This window comes from Deltaproteobacteria bacterium (assembly GCA_035063765.1).
In the GTDB taxonomy this organism is placed as follows: domain Bacteria; phylum Myxococcota_A; class UBA9160; order UBA9160; family PR03; genus CAADGG01.
Genome location: JAPSFT010000056.1, coordinates 1 through 3,835, shown reverse-complemented (window position 1 = coordinate 3,835; position 3,835 = coordinate 1). Strand labels below are relative to the sequence as shown.

Below are 3,835 nucleotides of genomic sequence, written 5' to 3'. Positions count from 1 at the left end.
ACGCGCACCGCGCCGCCGGGCACCACCGGCACCTCCCCCGTGCGCGCGAAGCCGGCTTCGCGCAGGACGCGGTGCACGTCGGCGATCTCGGGCAACCCGTAGAGGTTGCGGTGCGCGCGCAGCACCAGGTCGAAGAGCGCGGCGCCGGCCTGGAGGCCGAGCAGGCTCGGCAGCAGGCCCTCGGCCAGGACCAGCGTCTGCACGGCCACGACGCCGCCCTCTTCCAGCAGGCCACGCGCGCGGCGCAGGAGCCCGACGCGCTGGGCGGGCGCGAAGTAGTGCAGGTTGTGGTTCAGCAGGATCAGGTCGAAGCGGCCGGGCGGCGGGTCGGCGCCCAGGAAGTCGCCGACCCGGATCTCGGCGCGGCGGGCGACGTCGGCCTCGGCGAGGCGGCGGCGCGCCTCGCCGGCCACGCGCGGGTCGAGCTCGACGCCCACGCCGAGCGCGTCGCGGAAGCGGCGCAGGAGGTCGGCGAGGTAGTGGCCCTGGCCGCAGCCGACGTCGAGGATGCGCCGCGGGTGCCGCGCGCCGGGGATCTTCTCGAGCGCGCGCAGGGCCCGCGGCTCGACGAGCCGGGTGATCGCGGCCATTCGCGCGGCCTCTTCAGGGGTACCGAAGAGCGGGCGCTCACCGCCCTTCATGAGCGCGGGCAGCGCCGCGAGGCGCGGCCCGATCGACTCCACGACCTGGTCGAGGAGCGCGCCCAGCGAGGCAGCCTCGGGCGCGTCGAGCAGCCACTGGAAGGGCCCGGCCAGCCCGTAGGCCTCGCCGCGGCGGGCGAGCCAGCCCTGCGCGTGGAGCACGCGCGCCCAGGCCGCCACCAGGTCCGGCTCGAGGCCGAGCCGGGCCGCGAGCGCGTCGGGGGTCTGCGGCTCGCGCAGCGCGTCGGCGAGCCCGAGCTTCAGGCCCGCGCGCAGGAGCGGCAACACCGCGAAGGCGTCGACCGCGCCGGCCAGGCTGCGCGCGTGGCGCGCGCTCTCGAAGATCGAGGCCAAGCTAGTGCCCTGTCTCGGAAGTTCGCCTGCATTCGATCGCGGCTACGGGCCGCTCGCAGCGTTGCGCTCCCTCCCCGTGGCGACGGCCATGGCTCGGCCGCGCGCCTTGCGAGCGGCCCGTAGCCGCGATCTCGGTGCACACCCAGCCGCCCGCGACGGCTCGAGACTTCGACGGCGAACTTCCGACACCGGACACTAGGCCGGCTCCAGGTTCGCGAAGCGCAGCACCAGCGTCTTCACGCCGACGCGGTCGAAGCGCACGCGGAGCTTCTGGCCGGCGCCGGCGCCGGAGACGTCGAGCACCGTGCCCGTGCCGAAGACCGGATGGCGCACCCGCATCCCGCGCGGGATCACCGCGCCGGCCGGCTCGACCTCGCCCTGGCCGTAGGAGTAGTCGAGCGAGGAGTCCCCGCGCTCGCCACGCGGGCCCGCCTCGCGCGCCTCCGGCAGCTCGCCCTGGAGCACCTCCTCCGGGATCTCGCGCAGGAAGCGCGAGGGCACCGCGAAGGTGCGGCTCCCGTAGCGGCGCCGCTCCTGGGCGCAGGAGAGATGGAGCTGCTCCATGGCGCGCGTCATGCCCACGTAGAAGAGCCGCCGCTCCTCCTCGATGCCGGCCGGGTCGCGCGCCGAGACCGCGTGCGGAAAGATGCCCTCCTCGAGCCCGACCAGGAACACGACGGGGAACTCGAGCCCCTTCGCCGAGTGCGCGGTCATGAGCGACACGCGCTCGGCGCGCCGGTCCCAGCGGTCGACGTCGGAGACCAGGGCCACCTGGTCGAGGAAGAGCTCGGCGGGGGTGCGCTCCTCGTCGCCCTCGACGCTCTCCGCGACGAAGTCCTCCGCGCTCGCGACCAGCTCGCGCAGGTTCTCGAGGCGCGCCTCGGCCTCCGGCGTGGCCTCGCGCTCGAGGGCGGCCAGGTAGCCGCTCTCCTGGAGCACCCGCGCGATCGCCTCGGCGGGCGCCAGGCTGCGCACCTGGGTGCCGAGCTCGTCGAGAAGCGCGAGGAAGGTGCGGATCGGCCCCGCGGCGCGGCCCGCCCCGCCCGCGGCCGCAAGGCGGCGCAGGCCCTCGAGGGCCGGCACGCCCTCGCGCTCGGCGAGCTGCTCGGCGCGCTCGAGCGTGGTCTTGCCGATCCCGCGCGGCGGCGCGTTCACGATCCGGCGCAGCGCCGCGGAATCCGCCGGGTGGAGCGCGAGCCGCAGGTAGGCGAGCGCGTCCTTCACCTCGGCGCGCTCGTAGAAGCGCAGGCCGCCCACCACGACGTAGGGCACGTCGTAGCGGAGCAGCTCGTCCTCGAAGGGCCGCGACTGGGCGTTGGTGCGGTAGAAGACCGCGAAGTCGCGGAACGAGCGCCCGTCGCGGCGCGCCGCCGTCAGGATCGCGCGCACCACGAAGGCCGCCTCGCTGCGCTCGTCGAGCGCCTCGAAGAAGCGGATCGGCTCGCCTTCCCCGAGCTCCGCGCGCAGCCGCAGCGAGCGCGTCGAGCCGTTGTTCGCGACCACCGCCGAGGCGCCGTCGAGGATCGGCCGCCGCGAGCGGTAGTTGCGCTCGAGCGCCACCACCTGGGCCCGCGGGAAGTCGCGCTCGAAGTCGAGGATGTTGCGGATGTCGGCCCCCCGCCAGCCGTAGATCGACTGCTGGGGATCTCCGACCACACACAGATTCGTGTGTGATCGGGCAAGCTGGGTCACGAGCCGGTACTGCACCCGGTTCGTGTCCTGGTACTCGTCGACCAGCACGTACTGCCAGCGGCGCTGGTAGTGCTCGAGCACCTGCGGGAAGCGCTCGAAGAGCTCCGTCACCTGCAGGATCAGGTCGCCGAAGTCGAGCGCGTCGGCCTCGCGCAGCAGGCGCTGGTAGACCGCGTAGGTCTCCGCCGCCTGCTCCGCCTCGAGGTCCTCCGCCGCCTCGGCCGCGCGCGCCGGCAGCACGCCCGCGTTCTTCCACCCGTCGATCCGCCAGCGCAGCCGGCGCGGATCCGCCGTCTTCGGATCGATCCCACGCCGGCGCAGCGCCTCCTTCACGGTCGCGAGCGCGTCGTCCTCGTCGTAGATCGCGAAGCCCCGCGAGAGCCCGAGCTGCCCCGCCTCGCGACGCAGGATGCGCACGCAGGTGGCGTGGAAGGTCGAGACCCAGATCCCCGCCGCGTCCGGTCCGAGCAGCTTCTCGACCCGCTCGCGCATCTCGCCCGCAGCCTTGTTCGTGAAGGTGACCGCGAGGATCGACTCCGCCGGGATCCCGCACGCCCCGATCAGGTACGCGATCCGGTGCACCAGCACGCGCGTCTTGCCGCTCCCCGCCCCCGCCAGCACCAGCAGCGGCCCCTCGGTGGTCTCGACCGCGCGGCGCTGCTCGGGATTGAGCCCCGCCAGCAGGGAATCGGCGCCCGGCGGCGACACGCCGGGCGGGACGAGGTCGGGCAACGCAGGACTCCGGGTTCCAGCAAGGGAGGGAGGACCCCGAACATAACCCAGCTCGTCCCCATGGCTGCGCCCCCAGGAGCCGACGCCACCCCCCCCACGCGCGCCCGCGCAGAAGCGCCCCACCCGGAGGCTCCCATGGCTGCGCCCCCAGAAGCCGACGCCAACCCCCACGCGCGCCCGCGCAAACGCGCCCGCAGCCGGAGGCTCCCATGGCTGCGCCCCCAAGAGCAGACGCCAACCCCCACGCGCGCCCGCGCAAACGCGCCCGCAGCCGGAGGCTCCCATGGCTGCGCCCCCAAGAGCAGACGCCACCCCCCACGCGCGCCCGCGCAAGAGCGCCCCCGCCAGAGGCTCCCACGGCAGCGCCCCCAAGAGCAGACGCCACCCCCCCACGCGCGCCCGCGCAAACACGGCCC

Annotated in this window: 2 protein-coding genes; both read right to left on the bottom strand. The window is 75.0% G+C overall.

Going from position 1 to position 3,835, the window contains the following annotated elements:
- Positions 1-995 (bottom strand): class I SAM-dependent methyltransferase (locus OZ948_19860; GenBank protein ID MEB2346975.1); only part of this gene is annotated, 995 nt, incomplete at its 3' end.
- Between the two features lie 195 nt (positions 996-1,190).
- Positions 1,191-3,419, bottom strand: coding sequence for a UvrD-helicase domain-containing protein (locus OZ948_19855; protein MEB2346974.1), 2,229 nt, complete (start codon positions 3,417-3,419; stop codon positions 1,191-1,193).
- Between the last annotated feature and the right edge of the window lie 416 nt (positions 3,420-3,835).